Here is a 22,270-nt window from a genome sequence, read left to right as displayed (position 1 = left end):
GGCCGAACCCCTCGCGTCTCGGCCCGGCCGACCCGCACCCGAGACCCCCACCCGTGACATCGCCTGGGGCGCGGTGAGTTTCACCGCCGCTCACCGGAAGCAGCGGCCCGTCCTGTCGTGCGCACCGTCACTCTGGGCGAGGGCATCGCGGTGAGCACCAACCGCGACGACGGTGGCCGGCAGGACCGTCTATCCACCCCACCGGTGTCGGTAGATCTGTCGCACGGATCCACTCGGGAAATCAACTCCGGGATTGCAGTGACTCCGGTGACGCCGGAATGCTCCGGATCGGAATCCGGCTGGGCACGATGAGCTGAGTGCCATTGCGGCGCAATGCGGTTGCGATGGCGCGCTGGACCAGGCTGCGCAGCACAGGAAGGGCCGCGCCCTCCGGTGCCCGGTCGGCGGGAAACTCGACGACGACATCGTCGATCGAGCTCATCTCGCCGGTATCGGTGGGGCCGTCGGAGGGTCTCTTTCTGCGGTCGAGACGGCACGGACCGGCCTTCTTCCCAAGGCGTAGTCGGTAGGTCAGGGAATACTCTGAACGAGAGAATGTTTCGGATCGACTTTCCCAGCGCGTGCACCTTCATACCGGACGTTGTTCGGGATCGACATGTCCTGGGACGCTCGATGGATCGGCGGAACGTAGGCAATGTTACATCGTGGCAGCACCCGGTGTCGTGAGTTGCCGCGGCAACACCCGGCGAACGCACGAAGAACAGCTGACCACTACCCGGCCGGGACCGTGGAATCGGCTCATACTACCGAGGTCTCATCCTTCCGGTGAAAGGAACTGTCATGTCCGAGGACGTACGGCACGATCAGGGCAGTATCAGCATCAAGCAGGGCATCGCGGCGGGCACGTCGGTGGGGGCGGCGGTCATTCTGGCCACCGTCGGCATCGTCCAGTTCTTCCAGGGCATTGCGGCGGTGGCCGAGGACGAGCTGTTCGTCCAGGGCCAGGAATACACCTTCAAGTTCGACTTCACCGCGTGGGGATGGATCCACATCCTCCTCGGTGTGGTGATGGTGGTCGTGGGCATCGCGCTGATCACCGGCGCGACGTGGGCGCGGGTGGCGGCGATCGTCATCGCGGCGGTGTCGATCCTGGCGAACTTCCTGTGGCTGCCGTACTACCCGTGGTGGTCGATCCTGATCATCGCCCTCGACGTGGTAGTCATCTGGGCCGTCTCGACCTGGAATCCTCGCGCCGACTACTACTGAGGGCTACCGGCGTCAGTTGGTCGGGCCTCAGGCCGCCTACCCGATTCCGGGACGGCGCGGGCGCGTCGGGCCGACGCGACCGCGCCGGGCACGCCGACTGTTCCCGTGTCCGGTCCCCATTGGAACGGACGCGCCTCGATCTCCTCCGGTGACACGTCGCAGCGACGGGACCGCCCGTGTACGTCGCGGCAGTACCGGGCGTACGTGTCCGCCGGTCTCTTCGCGAGCGAAATAGGTGGTCCGGTGACCGTGGACGACGAGGATGGGTCAGTAACCCGAGCTCGGGCAGTGCGTCGCAGGCCCGCCCCACGGCGGCATCGCCGCCCCGCGGGGCACAGGCGTGCTCGACCGCGTGGCCACCGCCTCATCGAAGGCGAACACGATGTGTCCGTACCACGTCGACGACAGCACCGGCCCGAGACAATGCGCATACATGCGGGTAGCGCGCGTCGGCGGGAGGCTGATGATCCAGTGGGCGTAGCCGAGCGGAAGGGTGCCGACAGATGTTCGAGAACAAGCACAGACCGAGACCCGAGCCCGGTCTTCTGGGTGTAGGGGCGCGGGTGCTGGTGCGTCGGCCGTCCGAATCGGCGCAGACCGGTCGGATCGTCGAGGACTACGCCGAGCTGACCGAAACCGGCGAACGCGGGCATGACTGGGCGCCGGTGCACCGGTGGGCAGTCGCCCTCGACGACGGGCGCCTGGTCTTCGCCGACACCGACGACCTCACCCCCCACCCCGGCGCCGGCGAAACGAACGGGTAGGCCCGCCCTCACCCCGCCGGACGACGTAGAGGCAGGGCGGATCCCCGGGCGATGTGGCCCAGTCAGGCGCCGTCATGGACACCGCGATGAGCTTCTGGTCGTCCTTCACACCTTGTGCCGCGCGGTGCGCACGAGCGAGGGGGCGGCTCGAGTGGCCGGTCCGCGATACGCCACCGATCGGGACCGCAGACTTGCCATGCCGCCGCCGACTCGTTACCGGTACTCTTTCCGGTCCTTCAGCGACCCGAACCGAACGTCACGCCAGAATTCGCACAGCAAAGTCAACGACCTGTGCTGGTCCCACTCCCTCAGGGCCAGCACATACCGGGGCATGCTCGGGTGTCCCGTTCGACGCTGACCTCGAGAAGGGAAAGTCCGGGACGTCTCAGCGCTTCGGCGGCCAATCCCCCGGACCGCTCAACCGTCGAAAACATTGAACGGATGGATGAACATCGAGGAGATATTGTCGAGACCTGTGGATGGGCGAGTTTCAGGCGGCCTCCAGGGTGGTTGGCGGGTCGATCGGTCGTTCTGTGAGTTTCCCGGGTAGCAGTTCGTCGAACTGCTGGTGGATGACGAACAGGCCGCCGTGCAGCAGTAACTGCGTGGCGCTCGAGTCGTGTATCTCGTAGTGCATCCGCAGCTCGCCTGGCTGTCTATGTCCGATCAGTCGTGTTTCGCCTCGTAGCGCAGGAGGACCGTGCCACCCGGGAAGGTGCGGTTCTCCAACAGTCGCAGCGAGATCCATGACTGCAGTGTCGGGAAGAACGGGGTGCCGCCGCCCACGGCGGTGGGCGCGACCACGATCCGGTATTCGTCCACCAGTCCGGCCTGCACGATCGGTGCGGCCAGCGTCGCGCCGGCCACCTCCAGGCTGCCGTCGGTTTCGGCTTTCAGCTTCGTCACCACCTCGACCGGGTCGCCGCGTTCCAGGCGGGAGTTCCAGTCGACGGACTCCAGGGTGTGCGAGAACACGACCTTGGGCATGTCGCGCCAGATGCGGGCGAAGTCGACGATCAGAGGGGTGGCGTCCGGGGCCTTGTCGGCAGTCGGCCAGTACGCGGACATCAGTTCGTAGAGCCGCCGCCCGTAGAACGACAGGGCGGTCTCCCGCTCGAAGTCGTTCCAGTACTGGTGCAGTTCTTCGCTCGGATCGGTCCAGTCGATGTTGCCTTGTGCATCGGCGATGTACCCGTCCACCGACACGTTGAAGCCATAGATGAGTTTGCCCATGCAGATCACACTGCCCCGGAGGGCAAAACTCATCGCGACGCCACACGAGTTATTGTCAAATCGTTGTGGATGGGCGAGCGTCAGGCGACCTCCTTCGTAGTTGACGAATCTACCGGTCGTTCTATGAGTTCTCCCTTCTCGAACACGGCTCCGGCCCGAACGAGGGCGACCAGGTGCGGCGCGTTCACGGCGCGACAGCGTGCCTCAGCGGCCTCGATCAGCTTGAACGCCATCGCGAGCCCGGCCGTCCGCGAGCCCGGCCCCTTGGTGACCTTGCTCCTCGAACGCACTGTCGCGAAAGTAGATTCGATGGGGTTCGTCGTGCGCAGATGGATCCCTTGATTGGTCTTCGTACCGTGACGTGAGATTGAAAATTTCTCTTTCCATACCGGTCAGAGCATGGATACCGGTTGTGGGCGCCTCATCGCGTGTTCCGCTGCCCGTATCCGACCCTTTTCAGGCTCGGCATACGAGCGGTGCGCTGCCGGTGGGCTCGGAGGCGGCGGCACGAGCCGGTCTCCGCGGACGTGTTCGTCGTCGAGGACGAGGTAGCGTCCCCATCGCAGCCTGACCGTTGCTGTGCGCGGCGCGGATCTTCCTCCGGCTCGGTCGCGCCGGCAGTGATCAGGTGCTTCTCCGGCCCGAAATCGGCGCCCCCCGATCAACACCTGCGAGCGTTGGCGAAGGCCGTGTTTCCCAGCGTTGATCTCGGGGTGACAGAGCCGCGACCTGCACGGGCGAATCTACGACGCCGACGTGTGCGGGGCATCGCATCTCCCGCTACCGAGCCGCCACCAGCACCTCGCCCTCGTTTCCGCGCTCTGCCGCCGCCAGAGCACGCAACCGCTCGCCGTCGATGTCGACATTGGGCAGGATCCTGTCGAGCCAGTTCGGCAACCACCAAGACGATTCGCCGAGCAGCGCCAGCAGTGCGGGAATGACCACCATCCGGACGATGAAGGCGTCCAGGAAGACGCCGGCCGCCAATGCGAAGCCCATGGATTTCGCCGCGATGTCCTCCTCCAGCATGAACGCGCTGAACACCGAGATCATGATGATCGCCGCCGAGGTCACCACCCGGGCGCCGTGGTGGTAGCCGGCCACCATCGCCCCCCGGGGTGGCTTGCCGCGCACGTACTCCTCCCGCATCCGGGTCACCAGGAACACCTGGTAGTCCATCGCGAGGCCGAAGACCAGGCCGATCAGCATGATCGGCAGGAAGCTGACGATCGGCTGCGGATCGGAGACCAGTCCGAACGCACCCTCCTGGAAGATCAACACCGTGGCGCCGAAGGTCGCGGCCATGGACAGCAGGAAACCGAGCGCCCACTCCGGGGAGCGTTGCGCCTGACCGGTTGTCGTAAGCCCTCAAGGTGCAGGGGTCAGCCCGATCGTCAGATCGACTGTGGCACCGAGCGGGCCCGTGCGTGACCAGCCGAGTGTGCGCAAGATGTCGAGCATCAGACTGTTCTCGGCTGGCACGGAGGCGGTCAGTCGTGCGACGCCGTGTGCGCGGGCAGTGGCGGTCAGTTGCTGAATCAGCGCGGTACCCACGCCATGGTGCTGGGCTCGGTGGGCGACGACCACAGCACAGTCGGCGGCCGGTCCGGGGTTCTCGTCGGTGCAGGTGACCCTGTAGAGGGCCACCCCGAGCAGTGCGGGACCGGAGAACGCGCCGAGCCCGACGTGCCGCTCGTCGCCGTTGCGGACGAGTGCAGCGAGCGATTCGAGTTGTCGCGGGAGCGCCGAGAACCGTTGGTGCGCGTCGCGCTCGCCGAGCTGTTCGTGGAGTCGACGCACCTCGGGTTCGTCGCCGGGGGCGAGCGGCCGGATCACCACGGGCCCGAAGTCGCTGCCGTCACCGTCGGACTGCGGCACCGGCGGCAGGTACCGCAGGTGGCCGGTCGCCGGTGCCCGGCGGTCGATCAGCCACGCGGCGCCCTTCTCGGTGCCCCCGGCGGGAGGCAGCGGTGTCGCGCCCTTCGTGCGCGCCAGGGCCGCCAGGGCGGTGAGCACCTCTCCGTGGGTGCAGAGCACCACTTCGTCGAGACCGCGGGCGGTGACCAGGTCGAACAACTGCTCGATCGGTGCCTCCGGCGCCAACAGCCGGTGCTCGTCGATGGACAGCCCGCGGACGGCGGCGAGGGGTTCGAGGGTCTGGCGGCAGCGGGCGGTGGGACTCGACAGCAGCGTGTGCAGCTCAACTCCGTCGAGTGCGGTGACCAGGTTGCAGGCCTGGTCCCATCCGAGGGGGCTCAGGGGCCGGTCGGCGTCGTCGCCGGTCCACAGCTTCTTGCTGCCGGCATGGGCGTGGCGAGCGAGCACCAACATCGGCGCCTCCGTGCCTAGCGCGCAGCTTCACGCTCGGGCCGGTGGCCCGAACGGTCGTGCCGGCCCTCCCCTGTCACCTACGGTGCCTCCGGAGGACATCATGCTCCATGATCCAAGGACCATGGTGCCGGTGCTGCCGCTGCGTGTCCACCCGGGTGCCGTGTCCACCCGAGTGCGGTGTGGGACACCGATTCCTGGCGGTGCAGCGACCGATCACCTGCCCGGGCGCGGACGTTGTCGCAGAACATCGAAGGGGTGCCCGTCTTCGGAATGACGGTAGGGATGGGCTGTCCGGACGAGTGATCGCGGTCAGCGGGACCGCGGCGAGGTGACCAGCCGGGAGACGCTGTACGCCGCGCCGCTCGACGCCACGGCGACGATCAGTGCCGCGGCCGTGCCCGCGGACACAACGGATCCCAGGGTGACCGCAGCAGCGGAACGCCAATCCGCCGGCGGGGTTCTCGATCGGTGGACGAGGACCACGGGAACAGGGAGCCTGCGGTACGGGTCGGTGCCCGGGTGGGCGGGTGCGGCGCCTGGCATGCGTTGTTCGTCTTCCTTCCGTGTCGGGATCGAATTGCCCCGACGGTTCCGTACCCGGTCTATCCCGGTGGGGTGACTGCAGGATGAACGGCCGGCGGCGCCCCGCGGGCCGGGGCGCGACATCGACAGATCCGTGTCGCGATTCGGTCGAGGTGTCGGCCCGGGCCTTTCGTCGGAGGTGGCACCCGGGTGGGCGGACCACGGGCGAGAGGCCATCGAGTCACGCTCGCGAAGGTATGTGGACGGCGAGGTGGCGGACGGGAGAACGTTGCGTGTACCTACCCACCGAACACGGCACCGGGGAGGCCGGGTGGAGGACAATCGACGCATCCGTCGATGGCTTCCGTGTGTACGGACGTCCGGCTGCGCCCTCGCGGTTTTCCGAGGTCGACGAGGCAGTCCGAGATTCTGCCCCGTGCCCGTCGGCGAACACCGCCGGATGGTCTGGAGTCGACGTCCGGCCGAAAGAAGGGAGCAATTCGATGCGTGAGGTGTTCGCCACCAAACTCGAAGGCGTTCGCGCCGATCTGGCCGAGCTGTGCGGCCTGACCGCAACCGCGCTCGGTCTGGCGAACCGGGCCTTGCTCGACACCGACCTGGTCGCCGCCGAACGCACCCTCGATCTCAACACCGAGATCGACACCCGGGCCCGGGATCTCGACCGGCGCATCCTGACTCTGCTGGCGCTGCAGGCGCCGGTGGCGCAGGATCTGCGGGCTTTGGTCAGCGGTATGCACAACATCGCCGATCTGCGGCGGATGGGCAGCCTCGCGGCCCACATCGCCGTGGTGGCGCGGCTGCACCATCCCAGGCAGGTCGTCCCCGACGAGCTTTACGGCCTGGTCGCGGAGATGGGTGCGGTGGCCGAGGGGCAGGCCGCGGCAGCGCGAGAGGTGTTGCACGCCTGGGACCGGGACGGTGCGTTGCGACTGATCGCCTCCGACGACCGGGCCGATGCACTGCTCGTGCGGCTGTTCACGGCCACGAAGGACCCGGACTGGCCGTACGGCGCGTCCGCCGCGGTGAACCTGACGTTGCTGGGACGCTTCTACGAACGGTTCTGCGACCACACGGTGGAGATGAGCCGCCGGATCGTGTTCGTCCTCACCGGGGAGTTCCCCGACGAGCGGCCACCGGCTGCGCCCACCGAGGACCTCTGGCTCGCTCCGCCGCATACGGCGTTCGGAGCCTGATCGCCTTCGGAGAAGCAGAAAAGGTCAATCGGAGGAGCACCACGAGGCCGGAGTGAGCGCAGTAGACTCGGAGATAGTTTTTCGTACTGCCTTGGACAACGTCGAGTCGTCCCCGCCGGGGGCCACGGATGTGCCGATGCCCCAGCCACCACGTGCACCACGTCAACGGGCGTGCCCGCCGACTCCGATCGGATCGACGGCCGTCGACCCACGCAGGTGTCACCGGTCCGACCCGCTTCGGCCGTGGCTGCGCCTACGGGAGTATGCCGCTTGCGGGCACCGGGACAGAGCGGCCGTTGGCGGGCCCGGGAGCACCCGGCCGGTGACGCCGACTCGACCGATCGAAGTGAGGAATCAGTAATGGAGATCGTGGACACGACCACTCGGGTGGTCACCGATGCGGCATACGCAACGACCAGCGCGGCCGGTGCCGTCAGCGGAGCGCTGGTGGGGGCGCTGATCGGCAGTGTGCGCGGCGCCGCCGACGGTGTCCGCTCCGGCGTCGGCAGCGGCGCCCATTCGACGCCGGCCGCGGCAGTGACGATCGCCGCGGTGGGGGCGACGGGACTGGCCACCGGCATGGCCGCGGGGCCGATACTGGCCGGACTCGGCGCCACCGCGCTGGCCATCCGGATGCTCGCCCCCCACAAGGCTGCTGCGCCGACCGAGAAATCCACCGAAAAGACCACCGCAGCCCAGGCAGGCGCCCCGACCGCCGCCCTCGAGACGCCGACGACGACCGCGCCCGCGACACCGACACCGACACCGACGCCGACGCCGACGCCGACGACCACCGCACCCGAAACGCAGCCGACGGCAACCCCGACGACCGCAAAATCGACACCGGCAGCGAAGGTGGAGCCCCCTAAGATGGACGCCAAGTCCGCGAGCCCGGACACGAAGCCGTAGTCGCCTCGCGGTCTGTTGTGTCGCTTGCCGGAAGGACGTATCCGGTCACCGGTGGCGGCGCCGGAATCGGTCCTGCCGTGGTGGCGCGTCTGGCCCACGACGGGCGGCGGGGGTCGTCGCCGACATCGCCGACGAGGCGAGGGCCGCAGTTGTGGCCGAGGTCCGCCGGGGCGGGGGCTCGGCCGGCCATGTCCGGGCCGATGTCGCCGACGAGGCGTCGGTCGAACACCTGCTCGGCCGCGTCCTTGCCGACTTTGGTCGCCTCGACGGGGCCGTCAACAACGCCGGGGCGTGGCAGCCCGATGTGCCGTTGCACGAGATCGGCGTCGAGGTGTGGGACCGCCTGCACAATGTGGATCTGCGCGGGGTGTTCCTGTGCATGCGCGCCGAGCTCGGTCTCTTTCTGCGGCAGGGTGAGGGCGGCGCCATCGTCAACACCGCCGGGATCGCCGGGTTGAAGGCCATGCCGGGGCTGGGCGCCTATGTGGCTGCCAAGCACGGGGTGATCGGACTGACGCGGCAGGCGGCGGCGGAGTACGCCGAGTACGGCATCCGGGTCAACGCGGTTGGCCCCGGCATGGTCGCCACGCCGGCGTGGAGTTCCCGGCCGGTACCGTTGCAGCAGCTCTACGCCGACGGGCAGGCGGCAGAACGGGCCGCCGCAGCGGAGGAGATCGCCGCGGCGATCGTGTTCCTGCTGTCCGACGACGCCTCCTTCGTCAGCGGTGACGTCCTCGTCGTCGATTCCGGCACGCTCCAGCAGTAGCCTCGGGCGCCCTCTACAGGTCGGGGGTGTCGCTGTGGGTGCCGCGCAGCGCGTTGAGCGCTGCGCGTTCGACCAGCACCGGAACGAAAGCACGGATCGGCCGGCCGTCGAGGCGGTGGTGAGCGGATGCGATCGCCTCGTCGATGCTTCCCGGATCCGCCTGCGGGAAACGTGTCCTCAAGCGCCGGCGGACCTCGTCGATGTGGCGTTCTTCGTCGGTGTCCATCACTTCACTACAGCACCTACTTCAATACAGCACCATCCCCGCGTGTGTTCACCGTATTCGATGATCAGGTAGTCGGTTTCGGATGCCCGGACCGGCGCAGGATCAGTTTGCGGAGCTCACCGACCCACAGCACGACACTGGCCATGGCCACACACACCAGCCATTGCCACACCGTGAGCGGCTCAGTGGAGAACGCGTCGTTGAGGACCGGGACATGCACGACGGTGACCTGCAGCAGTGCCGAGAGAGTGACCGCGGCCCACAGCCAGCGGTTGGCGAACGGCCGGTGGAAGGCGGTGGTGGTCTCCGAGCGGGCATTGAACGCGTTGAACAGCTGCGCGAGCACCAGCACGGTGAATCCGGCGGTGCGGGCATTGTCCAGGGACCGGGTTCCGTCGAGTACGCCGCCCGGCAGATACAGATCCACGGTGGCCAGCGTCGCGCCGGCGGTGACCACCCCGATCAGCACGATCCCAGCCCACATGCGGGCGTCGATCACCCGTTCGGAGGTCGACCGGGGCGGGTGGCGCATCATGTCTTCGGTGTCCGGATCGACCCCCATCGCCAGGGCGGGGGCGCTGTCGGTGAGCAGGTTGATCCACAGGATCTGGGTGGCCAGCAGCGGCAGCACCATGGCGCCGCTGCCGTCGGAGAGGCCGATGACCCCGGCGAGAACCACACCGAGAAAGACGGTGAGCACCTCGCCCATGTTCGACGAGAGCAGATAGCGCAGGAATTTCTTGATGTTGGCGAAAATCCCGCGCCCCTCGCGGATGGCGCGGACGATGGTGGCGAAGTTGTCGTCGGCGAGGATCATCGCCGCCGCTTCCTTGCTGACCTCGGTGCCGGAGCGGCCCATGGCGATGCCGATGTCGGCGCGTTTGAGTGCGGGAGCGTCGTTGACGCCGTCTCCGGTCATCGCCACCACCTCGCGGGGACCCTCGTGATCGGTTTGCAGGGCCTCGACGATGCGCAGCTTGTCCGCCGGGGTGACACGGGCATACACCGAGCAGCGGCGCACCGTCTCGCGCAGACCCGGCGCGTCGAGTGCGGCGAGTTCGCGGCCGGACACGGCCACCGGACTTCCGTCGCCGACGAGGCCGAGGTCGTGGGCGATGCGGGTCGCGGTGCGCGGATGGTCGCCGGTGATCATCAGCACCCGCACGCCGGCGCGGCGGGCCTCGGCGATGGCGTCGGCAGCCTCCCGCCGGGGCGGGTCGAGGATCCCGACCAGGCCGGTGTAGACGAGGTCGTGCTCGATCGAGTCGTTCAGCGGTGACGACGCGGTGACCGGGTCGAGCCGCCGGTGCGCGACGGCGAGAGTGCGGAAGGCCTGATCCGACAGCTGCTCGACCTGCTCGAGCAGGCGCCGCCGCGACAGCGGATCGAGCGGTTCGATCCGCCGGCCCACCTGCACGTGCGAGCACCGCTCGAGCAGCACGTCGGGGGCACCCTTGCTCACCACGATCGGGGTGTCGGCGCGGGCGGTGTCTGCAACCACGACGGTCATCATCTTGCGGTCGGAGGTGAACGGGATCTCCCCGAGCCGGCGGAATCGGGCCGCTGGCGGCGCCGCGGCGCCGAGTTTGGTTTCGGCCACCAGGAACGCCGCCTCGGTGGGGTCGCCGTGGACGGTCCAGTGCCCGCCGACTTCCCGGACGACGGCGTTGCCGGCGAGGCTGCCGCCGGTGAGCACGCAGGCCGTCTGGTGTCCCAGGTCGCTGTCGCCGTCGACGGGCGCGCCGTCGTGCAGGAGCTGCCCGTCCGGCCGGTAGCCCACGCCGGTGACGGTGACCTGCCCGAGCGGGGTAACGACGCGACTGACGGTCATCTCGCCCTTGGTGAGGGTGCCGGTCTTGTCCGAGCAGATCACCGACGCCGAACCGAGGGTTTCCACCGAGGACAGGGTCTTGACGATGGCGTGCTGGGCAGCCATGCGCTGCACCCCCACAGCCAGCACCACCGACAGGATCGCCGGCAGACCCTCCGGGACGGCGGCCACGGCCAACGACACCCCGAGCAGCAGCACGGTCACCACCTCGTCGGGGCTGTGCACCCCGTAGACCACCACGGTCGTGGCGATCACCACCGCCGCAATCACCAGCACGGCGATCCCGAGTGTGCGCCCGACCCGGGCCATCTCGCGTTGCAACGGGGTCGGCGCCTGGCGGGTGGTGTGCAGCAGATCCGCGATCCGGCCCAGCTCGGTGTCCATCGCGGTGGCGGTCACCACCGCCCGGCCCGAGCCCTGGGTGACGGCGGTGCCGGCGAACACCATGTCGCCGCGCTCTGCGAGGACAGCGGGCTCGCCCAGGGTGTCCGCGCTCTTGGACACCGGTTCGCTCTCCCCGGTCAACGAGGCCTCCGACATCTGCAACGAGACGGCCGACAGCACCCTCGCGTCGGCCGCGACGGCGTCGCCCTCACCGAGCACGAGGATGTCGCCGGGCACGAGTTCGGCGGTCGGCACGCGCCGGCGCACCCCGTCGCGCAGCACCGTCGCGGTCACCGCGCTCATCTTCGCCAGGGCCTGCACGGCGTGCTCGGCCCGGGCCTGCTGCGCGAAGCCGAGGACGGCGTTGAGCACGACGATGACGGTGATGACCACCGAATCGGCCGGCCACCCGGCGGCGCCGTCGATCGCCCACACCACGAGCGAGACGCCGATGGCGGCGAACAACAGGTAGATCAACGGATCGTGGAACTGCGCGAGGAACTTGCGCCACGCCGGCACCGACGGCGACGGTGCGAGTTCGTTGGGCCCGCCGGCGGCCAGCCGGCGCGCGACCTCGGGCGTGCTCAGGCCCCGTACGGGGTCGGCGTCGAGTGCAGCGACGATCGTGTCGACGTCCACCTGCGAGGGATCGGTATAAGTCGAGACGCTCGCCATGGAGCTTCCCTCCGGTCGGCGCCGAACACAGCCTGACGGCGGCCGCTACCGGAGAATGGAGCGGCGCGATCGCCGAAAGGTAACGCCGAGAGTGTATGACACATCCGGCCGCGGCGATGAACCACACAAGCCCCTCTTTCACGATTCTGGACGGCCTCTGGCCGGGTGTGAATCGCCACGGCGCCCACCGAGGCGGCGACGCAGTCTGAACCCGCCGGAATCTCGCCCGGCCGCCCCGGTGTCGAAGATCGGTGCAGCGCGCACCTCGGGCATCGTCTCCTCGCTCAGCGCCCCGGGTGGGAACTGGGGCGACACAGCATGGTCGGGCACGGGCTGTGCCGCAGCAGGTGCCGACTCACCGACCCGTAAAAGGCACCCGCGATGCGTCCGTGTCCGTGCGTGCCTACAACGAGCAACTGGGCACCTTCGGCGGCACACAACAGAGCCCGGGCCGGCTCGTCCTGGGTGACGACCTCGGTGACGGGAACGTCGGCGAACAACTCACGCAGGGTAGCCAGATGCGCGGCGAGTCTGGTCTTCGCTTCGTGGGCGAGCACGTCGGTGTCGATGAGCAGGGGGTTTGTCACACCCCCGGCCTCGTTCCGCACCGACCAGGCGTGCACCGCGGTCAACGGGGAACCGAACAGGGACGCGAACTCGAACGCTTCGACCAGCGCGGTATCGCCGAGGGCACTGCCATCCACGCCGACGACGACCGGTCGTCGGTCGGGCAGCTGCCCGGGTTGACCGCACCAGAAGGTGACCGGGCACGATGCCCTCTTGACCACATCCAGTGCCGGCGAGCCGAGGATCCGGTCGATGAGACCGCCCCGTTCGTGGGCAAGGACGATCATCCGGGCCCGCGCACCCGCCGCGGCCACCGCCGCCTCCGGCGGCCCGAGCAACAGCTCGGTGCCGACCTCCAGCCCGGAATACCTGGCACGTACCAGTTCGGCAGCATGGTCGAGAATCGATTCGCCGCCCGTGCGGATCCGGGCGATGGCGGGGCCTTGGCGCACCACCTCGATATCGCTCATCAGATACAACGCTTCGGGCAGCGCGTGGACGAGCCGCAGCCCCCAGCCATGCCGATGCGCGACCGTCGCGGCCCACACCGCGGCCCCGTCGGCCTCGAGGGTGCCGTCCACGTCCACAGTGATCACCGGGCTGGCTGTCATGTCGATCCCTTCGGCTGCCCCTCCGGGGCTTGCTGGCTGCGCCGCGATGACCCGGACCGGCCGGGTCTGCACCGCCGGTGGCGCAGCGCTTCGATTCTCGCGCTCGGGCCTGGGCGGGCAGAAGAGATGCCGCCAGCCGTAGTCTGCTGTTGGTGTGTCGTTCGCCCGCTCGCCCGGTGCCCGTCGACTTGCCACCCGCCGCGCACCGCCGCCGCACAGCGACGGTCCGCGGCTACACCGTCGGGTACGGCACTTGACGCACGCCGCGGAGGTCCACGCAGGCAGCGGTCAGTGGGTGTCGAGCAACCGAGGCGAGAAGGTGAGCTTGAGTCGGCCGAGGGCTTCGGGGACGTCCGCCGGCCACAACCACAGCCGGTCGAGCAGCGGGACCTCCACATAGTCGAACGGACCGTGCAGTACGCGGGTACGCATGTCGGCGCAGTAGAGCAGCTGCCAAGCGGCGGGATCGGGCGGCGGCGCCCCGGTGGCGATGCTCTCGGCGATCGTGCACAGCCGCTCCACCGCCCGGTATTCGAAGGGCAAGAGGGTGGGCGGGTCGGCCCAGATACCGCGGCCGGCCGCCCTCGCCCCGGCGGTGTCTTCGAGCAGCACCGCGAGATCGGGGGTCGCGGGAAGGTTCGGATACACCAGGAACGGCACCGCCCAGCCGGCTCGCACCATGTCCAGGTTGAACGTCGAGCGCTGTGCCCGGGTCATCCCGCGGCGTTCGGCTGCGCTGTAGTACGGGGCCACGTAGGCCCACAGTCGACCCCGGTGGTCGAATGGGGTTCCGGCAGTGCGCAGAAACAACGGGCGCTCGGTGCCGTCGGGACGAGGCAACCGGGCGGCGGCGGTCGCATGCGCGAAGGCGGCAGCGGCACGGCCCTGTTCGACGTGCAGGGTGCCGGCCCGGCCGGTGCCGAGCTTCGGCAGCAGGTATTCGGCGAAGAACCCGGTGACCGGCAGGTCGGGACGCTGCTCGAGCCACCGCGCGAGCCGGGCGAACCGCTCGTCGATCCTGCGGGCACCGCCGACGGTGCAGGCGGTGACCTCGGGGACGTCGACGTGGAGCAGGCGCACCGATGTCCGGACGGTCAGGACGCTGTCCGCCGCGGTATCCCACACGACTCGGTTGTCCGGGAGACAAGCGGTGCCCCCGGCGTCGGCCGCACCATCGGCATCGTCTCGCTCACCTCACGCCCCGTCCGGTAGTACCGACAGGTCCACCCAGATTGTCTCGCACGGCGGGAGAAGCACACACCAACGCTCGGTGAATTCTCGTCGACGGTGGCCGTATTCGATGCAGTCCACCGCAGTACGGCGGTCGGAAGCCTGCGTCGACGGAACTGATGGGACACACCCTGCGGCGTTTACCCTCGACACCGGAGCACATCTGGTCCGCACCCGACTGTGGCGCTACCGCCGGCAGTTCCACGCTGCTGCATCCCCGGGCGCATCCGGAGCGGCGCCGCCGGAGTGGTCGATGCTGCGACGACGGTGACGATGTCTCGGATGCGCCGGTCAGGACACGGGGGCGATGGTGGGGGCCGTGCGGTGCTCCGGCTCCGCGTCCGGGGCAGGTGTCCGGGTATCGCCGGCGTCGGCCCGGGCATGCTCGGTGAGCAGGAGCTGCCCGACGCCGATCGCCACTGCCACCGGCCACTCGAGCAGATCCAACGCCACCAGCGCCCCCAGACCGGCGAAGTAGGCGACCTGCTCGGGCCGGGGAATTCCGAGGTGGCCCACCAGAGGTAGGCGCACTGCGAAACGTTCGGCGTCGCGGGCCACGCCGGCCATGGTGCGGTGCGACTGCCAGAAAGATTGTTCGTCGGCCATGGTTTCCCCTGTCGTAAGCTGCGCGCATCCTGGGGCGCACCCGAGGCTCGTACCCTTGAGCCATGTCGAACCCTATGACCATTGCCGGCCCGGATGCGGTTGTCGGCGCGGTGGTCCGGTTGCTCACTCCGCCGCTGTGCGAGTTGTATGCCGTGCTGATGCGCGCCGGCGTGGTGGTCGTCGTCGACGACTGACCCGGCCGCTCCCCGGGGGGTAGAGGTGCCGTCGAGACACCTCTAGCGGGGCCGGGCCGTCGCCGGCGGCGGCACGGCCTTCGGTGCGGTCGTCGCCGCGTCCTTCGGCTGCGTCGACGACCGCGCCGGCGCAGCAGCGGTGGCGGTACCGGACTGGACTCTGGCGGTGGGCCGGTGCGGGGTCAGCAGTTTCACGGCCAGCGCCCCGCCCCCGACGGCGGCCAGCACGGGCCATTCGACCAGCCCGGTGACGCCGAGGGCAGCCAGTGTCGCCGCGGCCGCCGGGGTCGAGCCGGATCCCTTGCTCAGTCCCGTGCGCACGCCGCCGACGGCGCCGCGGACACTGCCGACGACCCCGCCGAGGGCGGCCCCGCCGACAGCACCGGCGAGGCTGGTGGTGGCGTTGGCCGTGTCGGCGACCAGGCGGGTCGAGTCGGTCACCAGGCGGGTGGAGTCGGTGGCAAGACGAGCGGATGTATCACGTATTCCCATGTCGTTTCCTTGATCGGTGCGGCCGTCCCGGGCGCAACCCGGCGAGCAGGGTCTTCGTCGCCCGGACCCTTGTGTTCAGCCCGGACCCCTTGTGTTCAGCCCGGACCCCTGGGTTCAGCCCGGCCGCCGCAGGTGATGCCGGACGGACGGTGCCGTGGTGTCGAAATCCGGGCTGTCGCGGCCGACGCCGGACCGGGATGCCGGCGACGTCGGTGGGTCCACGGTGACCTCGATCGCAGACGGGGATGGGTGCTCCACGGCACTCGAGGGCTGATTTCTCACTGTAGTCCCGTCGACGACGAGGCGCAGTCATCCTTGACGAGGGTCGCACCGCCGCCGAGCACCACTGCGGGAGCGAAAAGACACCACATTTCCAGCCGACGCCCGGTCGGATGCGACAGACTCGAAGTCATGGCCTCGTCCGCGCCCGCCGACACCACGTATCTCGCGTCCTCCCTGGGGGACCTGCCGCGATGGCGGGACATCCTGCCGAGGGCACGGCACGTCGAGAACCCCGGCCCCGAGCGCCACAGCATCTACCTCGACACCGACAACCGCGATCTGCGGCGCTGGGGCTGCGTCCTCCGGTACCGCAATCCCGGCCCCGACGCCGAGCCCCGCTGGGAACTGGCCGTTCCGGGCGGCAAGCTCGGCACCGAACTGCACCTCGCCTCCACCGACAGCGACCTCGTGCCCGACGAACTCACCGCGGCGGTGGCGGGCCTGACGAGCGGGCGGCCGCTGCGCCGCTCGGTCACCCTCGGTATCGGCGAACACCGGCACGAATGGTACGACCGCAAGGACCGACTGCTCGCGCAGATCATCGTCGAGACGGTCCAGGCCACCGTGATCGGCCAGGAGGCAACCGTCGAACAGTGGCACCAGATCCACCTCGACCTCGGTACGGCCGCGACGAAGAGACACCGCACCGCGCTCACCGCGGCCCTGGCCCGCGCCGACGCCGCACCAGCGCCGCACCGCAGCGCGCTCGACCACGCCCTCGCCGCAATCAACCCTTCCCCGCACAGCGACGCCCCCACGACAGCACGGCGTGTGCTCAGCGCCTACCTCGACACCCAGATCGAGGCGATCGGTGCGGGAGACGTGTGGCTGCGCCGCGGTCTGGACCCGATACACCCCATCCGGGTCGGTATCCGGCGGCTGCGCAGCACCCTCCGGGTGTGGCAGGACCTGTTCGAACCCGCGCAACGCACCTGGCTCGATTCCGAATTGTCCTGGTATGCCGGGCTGCTCGGTCATGTTCGGGATCGGCAGGTGCAGCACGCCCGGTTCGCCGCCGCGCTCGAGACGCTGCCGCCGGAGCTGGTGATGGGCCCGGTGGCGTCGCGGATCACCACCGATCTGCACGCCGACGAGCGCCGCCACCTCGACGAGGTGCTGCGCGCCCTGGACTCCGACCGGTATCGCACGCTGCTCGCCGCGCTGGCACGCTGGCGCACCCAGCCCCCGGTGACCGAGCAGGCAGACGGTGCCCGGGCGATCGAGAAGGCGGTGCGCACCGCCGAACGCAAGGCCCTGCGCCGGGTGCGGGCCGCCGCCGCCGGCGAGGACGAGCAGGCCCTGCACCGGGCCCGCAAGGCCGCGAAACGGGCCCGCTACGCCACCGAGTTGGCCACCCCGCTGCTGGGCCGCACACGCGCGAAGAGAAAGATCGCCCGCTACACGAACATCCAGCGAGTGCTCGGCGAGCATCAGGACAGCGCCGTCGCCACCGACCTGCTGCGCGAGTTCGGTGCCCGCGCCGGGACCACAGCCGGGGAGAACGGGTTCACCTTCGGGTTGCTGTACGGGCTCGAACTGCAGGCGGCCGAGCGGGCCCGTCGCCACGCCGCCGACCTGGCCACCTGAGCGACCCGGTTACCCGAGCGGCAGCCCCCCGATCCGGGCGAGGCGGCGGCGCACCTCCTCGACGCTGCCGGCCTCGGTCACCGTGCGCACCACCGCGCCGATCCCCGGGATCCGCACCGCCGCCTCGGGGGCAACCGCGGCCAGCACGGTGGCCACCGCGGCGCTGCCGAGACCCTGGGTCCAGCCGACCGGCCCGACCGGCACACAGCCGAGGAACCCGCTGACCCCGGGGGTGCTGACCAGCACCGCCATGGTGGCCAGGGACCCGAGCACGGTGCCGACGACCAGCGGGCTGCGCGAGTCGAGCAGGGTCTGGCCGAGCTGCGTGCCGACCAGCGCGATCAGCGCCACGGTCGAGGCCCGCTGATGGGTTCCGGTCACCCGGGCCATCAGCCAGGCGGCGGTGGCGCCGGCGGCGGTGGTGGTCCCGCGCACCGCAACGGTGCGCAGCAGCACCGACTGATCGGCCACCGCCGCGGCGGCGGGGTGATTGCCGTTGCCGCGTGGGGTACTGACCGCCAGCGCGGCGGCGGGCAGGGCATCGGTGAGCATGTTCACCAGCAGCAGCTGCCGCGCGTTGAGCGGCGAGTGCCCGGTGAGCACGCTGCCGATCAACGCGAACGCCACCTCGCCGGCGTTGCCGCCGAGCAGCACCGCCACCGCCGCGTGCACCCGCTGCCACAGCTGCCGACCCTCGTCGAGGGCGTCGAGCAGCGCGCCGACGCGCCCCTCGAGCAGCACCACGTCGGCCGCGCCCCGGGCCGGGTCGCTGCCCTGGGAGGCCACCCCGATGCCGACGCTGGCGGCGCGGATCGCGGCGGCGTCGTTGGCGCCGTCCCCGACCATCGCGCACACCCGCCCGGTCTTTTCCAGGGTCTGCACGATCTGCACCTTGTGCTCGGGCGACATCCGGGCGAACACCAGCCGCTCGCCGACCGCGCGCTGCTGCTCGCCCGAGGACATCGCCTCCCACTCGCCGCCGGCGAGCACCTGCTCGGCGGTGACGTCGAGCCCCAGCTCCCGCGAGATCGCGATCGCCGTCACCGGATGATCGCCGGTGATCAACCGCACCCCGATGCCCTGCTCGCGCAGCGCCGGCAACAACCCGGCGGCGTCGGCGCGGGGAGTGTCCGCCAACCCGATCAGCCCCACCGGTGCCAGCTGCCGGGTGGCCAGGTCGGCCAGGGCGTCCGGGTCGTCGGCGGCGGCACGCACCTGGTCGTCGGACAGCTCGCGCCCGCCGACGGCGATCACCCGCAGCCCGGCCGCGGCCATCGCCCGCACCCGCTGCGCGAGCGCGTCGGGGCGGGCGGTGAAGGCGCCGAGCATCACCTCCGGGGCGCCCTTGACGGCCAGGTGCCGGCCGGCGACCGCGGCGGCGTAGGCCCGGCCGGAGCGGAACGGCAGATACGCGATCCGGTCGCCGTCGCCGTCGGTGGCGCCGGCGCCGTCGGCGGCCTCGACGACGGCGACGTCGGTGGCGTGATCGGGCGGGCCGCCGTTCGCGGCCTGGCCGGTGCGGGCGGCGTAGGCGAGAACCTGCTCGCGGGTGAACCCCTCGGCCGGTTCGACCACCGTCACCCGCAGCCGGTTCTCGCTGAGCGTGCCGGTCTTGTCGAAACACACCACCTGAACCCGGCCGAGGGCCTCGACCGATCGGGGGGTGCGCACCAGCGCCGCGGAGCTCGTCAACCGGCGGGCCGCGGCCATCTGCGCCAGGGTGGCCACCAGCGGCAGCCCCTCCGGGACCGCCGCCACGGTCACCGCGACCCCGCTGGTCACCGCCGCCCGCACCCCGGTGCCGCGCAGCAACCCCAACGCGGTCACCAGCGCGCCGCCGCCGAAACTCACCGGCAGGGCCCGCCGGGTCAGGGCACCGAGCTGGCTCTGCAGGCCCACCTCGCGGACCTTACCCGGGGCCATGGCGGTGGCCCGGCGGGTCTCGGTGGCGGCGCCCACCGACGTGACCAGGGCGACGGCGGTGCCGGTCAGCACCGTGGTGCCCGCGAAGAGCATGCAGGTCCGTTCGGCCAGCGGCGCCCCGGGTGTCGGTTCGGTCTGCTTGACCACCGGCAGCGACTCCCCGGTCAGCGAGGACTCGTCCACCTCCACCCCGGCGGCCAGAATCAGCCGGCCGTCCGCCGGGACGACCTCGCCCGGCCGGACCTCGATCAGATCCCCCCGGCGCAGCGTGGCCGTCGGGACCCCGAGATAACGACGGTGTCCTGTCGTGCCGGTCAGCCGGCGGGCCGGCGGATCCTGTTCCTGCAACAGCTCGCGCAGCACCTTCTCCGCCCGCAGCCGCTGGGTCGCCGAGATTCCGGCGTTGACCAGCAGCACCGACCCGACCAGGATCGCGTCGAGCGGCGAGCCGAGCACGGCGCTGGCCGCCGCGCAGGTCGCCAGCACCGGCGTCAACGGATCCGCCAGCTCGATCCGGACCGCACCGGCGAAGCCCCGCACCGACCGCACGGGCGTGCCGCCGGTGCGCCAGGCGAGGCGAATCGGCCGGGCCGCGGCCGGGATCACGGCACGGCGGGGTCGCGGTGCGGGTCGGTCTCCGTCGGGTGGGGGCAGCAACCGGCGCGCCGCCGCGGGTGAGAGGGCGTGCCAGTCGTGCCCGGACCGCGGCTGCGGCAGCGGCTCGGCAAGCACGGCGCGGGCCAGCGAGCGCCCGGTCCACAGTGCCGCTGCGGCACCGGCGGTCACCGACTCCGGGCCGCTGCCGGGTACACCGGGCAGCATCAGCAACGCGCCCAGCGCCGAGGCGTTGAGCGAGAGTTCCACCCCGCGGCGACTCGCCGCCCGGGCAGCCGGCAGTGCGGACAACAGCCGCCATGCTCCGGTCAGATCCGGCACCAGCACATCGGCACCCCACGGCGGCGGGCCACCGCCGTCGAGGACACCGACGGCGACGTCCGCCACCGCCACGGTTTCCGGGGCATCGGCGCTCAGCACCGCGACGGTGTGCCCGTCGGCCTGCAGCCGCTCGACCGCGGCGCGCAGCGCCTTGTCCATCGAGGCGGCCGCGGGGTCGATCCGGTCGAAGCCGGTGCGCAGCGACCGCAGCCCGTCGTCCTCGACGGAGACGACCCGGGTGCGGGCGCTGCGGGCGGCGGCGAGCACCGCGGCGGCGAACCGGTCGTGCACGTAGCCGACCAGTACCCGGGCCTTCTTGTCCGTCTCAAGGGCAAGGCCGGGCACGGCGGAGACCGGATGCCACCCCAGGCCGAGAACGCCGCCCTCGACGGCGGTCCGGGTGGCGTCCCACACCCGGGTCCGGTCGCGGTCGGGCACCTCGAGCACGCGGGTGACGCTCAGATGCGAGGTGTAGAGAGCCCGCGGATCGACCACCACCGCATCGACCCGATCCAGGCGCCGCAGCACCGCCGGACGCAGCACCAGTGTCCCGCGATCGGCCAGTCCACTCCCGAGGACGGCGGCGAAGGATTCGCGGGCGCCGCGGGTGGCCTTGGGGGCGGCGACCATCATCGCGGCACCGGCGGTGGCCGGGTTGCGGGTCAGCGCCCCGAGCGCCGCGGCCGCGCCCGCCCCGGCCAGTCCGGCCCGGTCGCCGTGCCGCTCGATCGGCCCCCGCCCCGGCGGCGTCGGGCGGCTCACCCGGTGCACGGACCGGGCCGACTCGACGTGCCGGGCCAGCAGCGGCTCCACCGCCTGCCAGGCGCGGCGGCCCGCACGGGCCTCCGCGGCCAGCAGCACCCGCAGCGCGGTTTCGACCGCCAACGACGGCGGCGCCAGCGTGGCGGTGTAGACGGCCGTCGTGGCCAAGGCGAACAGCAGATCCGCAACATCGGACCCGACTGCGGTCTCCACGGCTGTGCGTATCCGCGGCTGGTAGTCGGCGGCGACCACCGGGGCCGCGAGCGCGCCGGGCAGCCGCGGCAACCGCAGATACCGTCCGGCCAGCGCCGCCGTCAGTCCCGCGGTCGCCGCCGCGGCCGCCACCAGCCGTCGGGTCAGCACGATGTCGTCGCCGGGTAGATCACGACCGCGCCCGGACCGGTCGATTCCGCAGTCCCGTTCGACGCCGTCGACGATCCGGCGCAGCACCTGTGGATCGGGGCCGACGGGGCCGGGGGTGATCACCGCCCGCGACCACGGCCGATGCACCTGCACCTGCGCGACGCCGGGGGCGGCACGCAGTGCCTGCCGCATCCGCTCGGCGACACGATCTCCGTCCGGGCCGTCCAGCCCGCGCACCTCGATCCACATCCGCTGTGAGGTGGCACCCTGCCGCCGTGGCGCACCCCCTCGGGAGCTCTCGCGCACCACCTCGGCGACGGAACGGACCGCAGTGGCCGACGGTGCGGTCACCGCAGCGGCCGGGGCCCGCAGCAAGGCGGTACCCACCCCGGCCACCGTCGCTGCCCCCACGATCGACGCGTTCACCCCCGCCTCGGCACCGGCCATTGCCAGGCGGGTGCCGGCCTGCGCTCCCCATCGGGGCACCGACGCCACCGCAGACACCCATCCGCTGCGTCCGGGACGCGAGGCAGGGAATGTCGTGGCCGCGGCGGTCATGGCACATCCGGCGCGCAGAGACGCCGGCAACGAGCGCGGAACGAAGACTGCACGGTGTCCTCCTCGGCGGCCACACG

At 70.8% G+C, this 22,270-nt stretch carries 17 protein-coding genes and 4 pseudogenes; 7 read left to right on the top strand and 14 right to left on the bottom strand.

The window, feature by feature from the left end; genetic code table 11:
- Window positions 1-241: 241 nt before the first annotated feature.
- Window positions 242-442: a hypothetical protein gene (locus G6038_RS18225; protein WP_165039207.1), complete on the bottom strand. Its 201-nt coding sequence runs from the start codon at window positions 440-442 to the stop codon at window positions 242-244.
- Window positions 443-801: 359 nt separating this feature from the next.
- Between G6038_RS18225 and G6038_RS18220 the strand changes: the two genes are divergently transcribed.
- Window positions 802-1,227, top strand: coding sequence for a hypothetical protein (locus tag G6038_RS18220; protein ID WP_165039206.1), 426 nt, complete (start codon window positions 802-804; stop codon window positions 1,225-1,227).
- A gap of 503 nt (window positions 1,228-1,730) precedes the next feature.
- Window positions 1,731-1,991, top strand: coding sequence for a hypothetical protein (locus tag G6038_RS18215; RefSeq protein WP_165039205.1), 261 nt, complete (start codon window positions 1,731-1,733; stop codon window positions 1,989-1,991).
- Window positions 1,992-2,481: 490 nt separating this feature from the next.
- Here the strand turns inward: G6038_RS18215 and G6038_RS18210 are convergent, their stop codons facing one another.
- From G6038_RS18210 to G6038_RS31450, 6 genes and pseudogenes are all read right to left on the bottom strand, one after another.
- Window positions 2,482-2,628, bottom strand: a complete 147-nt coding sequence (locus G6038_RS18210; RefSeq protein WP_165039204.1) for a hypothetical protein — start codon at window positions 2,626-2,628, stop codon at window positions 2,482-2,484.
- Window positions 2,629-2,657: 29 nt separating this feature from the next.
- Complete coding sequence (locus tag G6038_RS18205) at window positions 2,658-3,224, bottom strand: dihydrofolate reductase family protein (protein WP_165039209.1); 567 nt, start codon at window positions 3,222-3,224, stop codon at window positions 2,658-2,660.
- An 80-nt stretch (window positions 3,225-3,304) separates the two neighbouring features.
- Window positions 3,305-3,559, bottom strand: a pseudogene (locus G6038_RS18200) (IS256 family transposase); the annotation flags it as partial.
- A 445-nt stretch (window positions 3,560-4,004) separates the two neighbouring features.
- Window positions 4,005-4,550: pseudogene (locus G6038_RS18195) on the bottom strand (MMPL family transporter); the annotation flags it as partial.
- A 42-nt stretch (window positions 4,551-4,592) separates the two neighbouring features.
- Window positions 4,593-4,919 (bottom strand): annotated as a pseudogene (locus G6038_RS32120) (GNAT family N-acetyltransferase); the annotation flags it as partial.
- A 177-nt stretch (window positions 4,920-5,096) separates the two neighbouring features.
- Window positions 5,097-5,555: pseudogene (locus G6038_RS31450) on the bottom strand (phosphoglycerate mutase family protein); the annotation flags it as partial.
- Between the two features lie 1,025 nt (window positions 5,556-6,580).
- On the opposite strand from G6038_RS31450, the gene G6038_RS18185 reads away from it, so the two are divergent.
- The 3 genes from G6038_RS18185 to G6038_RS18175 all read left to right on the top strand — a co-directional run bounded on the left by G6038_RS18185 (window position 6,581) and on the right by G6038_RS18175 (window position 8,966).
- On the top strand, window positions 6,581-7,291 hold the full coding sequence (locus tag G6038_RS18185; protein WP_165039202.1) for a PhoU domain-containing protein: 711 nt from the start codon (window positions 6,581-6,583) through the stop codon (window positions 7,289-7,291).
- Between the two features lie 360 nt (window positions 7,292-7,651).
- Window positions 7,652-8,200: a hypothetical protein gene (locus G6038_RS31445; protein ID WP_240918566.1), complete on the top strand. Its 549-nt coding sequence runs from the start codon at window positions 7,652-7,654 to the stop codon at window positions 8,198-8,200.
- 124 nt (window positions 8,201-8,324) lie between these two features.
- Complete coding sequence (locus G6038_RS18175) at window positions 8,325-8,966, top strand: SDR family oxidoreductase (protein ID WP_346772849.1); 642 nt, start codon at window positions 8,325-8,327, stop codon at window positions 8,964-8,966.
- 13 nt (window positions 8,967-8,979) lie between these two features.
- Here G6038_RS18175 and G6038_RS18170 read toward each other — a convergent pair whose 3' ends face one another.
- The 5 genes from G6038_RS18170 to G6038_RS18150 all read right to left on the bottom strand — a co-directional run bounded on the left by G6038_RS18170 (window position 8,980) and on the right by G6038_RS18150 (window position 15,096).
- Window positions 8,980-9,192, bottom strand: coding sequence for a hypothetical protein (locus G6038_RS18170; RefSeq protein WP_165039200.1), 213 nt, complete (start codon window positions 9,190-9,192; stop codon window positions 8,980-8,982).
- Between the two features lie 64 nt (window positions 9,193-9,256).
- On the bottom strand, window positions 9,257-12,082 hold the full coding sequence (locus tag G6038_RS18165) for a cation-translocating P-type ATPase (protein WP_165039199.1): 2,826 nt from the start codon (window positions 12,080-12,082) through the stop codon (window positions 9,257-9,259).
- A 284-nt stretch (window positions 12,083-12,366) separates the two neighbouring features.
- Window positions 12,367-13,260 carry a universal stress protein gene (locus G6038_RS18160; RefSeq protein ID WP_165039198.1) on the bottom strand — a complete coding sequence of 298 codons (894 nt, stop codon included), beginning with the start codon at window positions 13,258-13,260 and terminating at the stop codon, window positions 12,367-12,369.
- 288 nt (window positions 13,261-13,548) lie between these two features.
- Window positions 13,549-14,385, bottom strand: a complete 837-nt coding sequence (locus G6038_RS18155; protein WP_165039197.1) for a thermonuclease family protein — start codon at window positions 14,383-14,385, stop codon at window positions 13,549-13,551.
- A 396-nt stretch (window positions 14,386-14,781) separates the two neighbouring features.
- Window positions 14,782-15,096 carry a hypothetical protein gene (locus tag G6038_RS18150; protein WP_240918565.1) on the bottom strand — a complete coding sequence of 105 codons (315 nt, stop codon included), beginning with the start codon at window positions 15,094-15,096 and terminating at the stop codon, window positions 14,782-14,784.
- A 62-nt stretch (window positions 15,097-15,158) separates the two neighbouring features.
- Between G6038_RS18150 and G6038_RS31910 the strand changes: the two genes are divergently transcribed.
- The gene (locus tag G6038_RS31910; RefSeq protein ID WP_276613861.1) at window positions 15,159-15,290 is read left to right on the top strand and encodes a hypothetical protein; all 132 of its coding nucleotides are present in this window, start codon (window positions 15,159-15,161) and stop codon (window positions 15,288-15,290) included.
- 42 nt (window positions 15,291-15,332) lie between these two features.
- Here G6038_RS31910 and G6038_RS31440 read toward each other — a convergent pair whose 3' ends face one another.
- Window positions 15,333-15,782, bottom strand: a complete 450-nt coding sequence (locus G6038_RS31440) for a hypothetical protein (RefSeq protein ID WP_240918564.1) — start codon at window positions 15,780-15,782, stop codon at window positions 15,333-15,335.
- Window positions 15,783-16,193: 411 nt separating this feature from the next.
- Here G6038_RS31440 and G6038_RS18140 point away from each other — a divergent pair, with 411 nt between their 5' ends.
- A complete protein-coding gene (locus G6038_RS18140; RefSeq protein ID WP_165039196.1) occupies window positions 16,194-17,651 on the top strand; it encodes a CHAD domain-containing protein in 1,458 nt (485 codons plus the stop codon).
- A gap of 9 nt (window positions 17,652-17,660) precedes the next feature.
- On the opposite strand, the gene G6038_RS18135 is transcribed toward G6038_RS18140, so the two are convergent.
- Window positions 17,661-22,082: a cation-translocating P-type ATPase gene (locus tag G6038_RS18135; protein ID WP_206025045.1), complete on the bottom strand. Its 4,422-nt coding sequence runs from the start codon at window positions 22,080-22,082 to the stop codon at window positions 17,661-17,663.
- Window positions 22,083-22,270: the final 188 nt, after the last annotated feature.

It is taken from the genome of Rhodococcus sp. 14C212, assembly GCF_011058195.1.
Taxonomy (GTDB): Bacteria; Actinomycetota; Actinomycetes; order Mycobacteriales; family Mycobacteriaceae; genus Rhodococcus; species Rhodococcus aetherivorans.
This window is presented reverse-complemented; position numbering and strand designations above follow the sequence as displayed.